This is a genomic window from Pseudomonas sp. 51_B, from assembly GCF_017491595.1.
GTDB classification, from domain to species: domain Bacteria; phylum Pseudomonadota; class Gammaproteobacteria; order Pseudomonadales; family Pseudomonadaceae; genus Aquipseudomonas; species Aquipseudomonas promysalinigenes.
Window position 1 is genome coordinate 1 of record NZ_JAFGYW010000575.1, and the last position, 244, is coordinate 244.

At 61.5% G+C, this 244-nt stretch carries 1 pseudogene; it reads right to left on the minus strand.

Going from position 1 to position 244, the window contains the following annotated elements:
* Nucleotides 1–113: 113 nt before the first annotated feature.
* Nucleotides 114–244, minus strand: a pseudogene (locus J5M56_RS26245) (LysR family transcriptional regulator); the annotation flags it as partial.

Consider the following 244-nt stretch of genomic DNA (forward strand, 5'->3'; position numbering starts at 1 on the left):
TTGCGCACTAGACAGCTTTATTGGCAATCACCTTTGCGCTGGAGGCACAAATGGAATACTACGGTCGATCCGGGGAAATGGAGGTGTTCTGCAAGGTGGTCGAAAGCGGCAGCCTGTCGGGCGCCGCGCAGATAGGCCTCACCCTCGGTGGTCAGGTTGATCGCGCGTGTGGTGCGCAGTAGCAGGCGAGTCCCCAGGCGCTGCTCGGCACGGGCAACGATGCGGCTCACCGCTGACGGTGTAA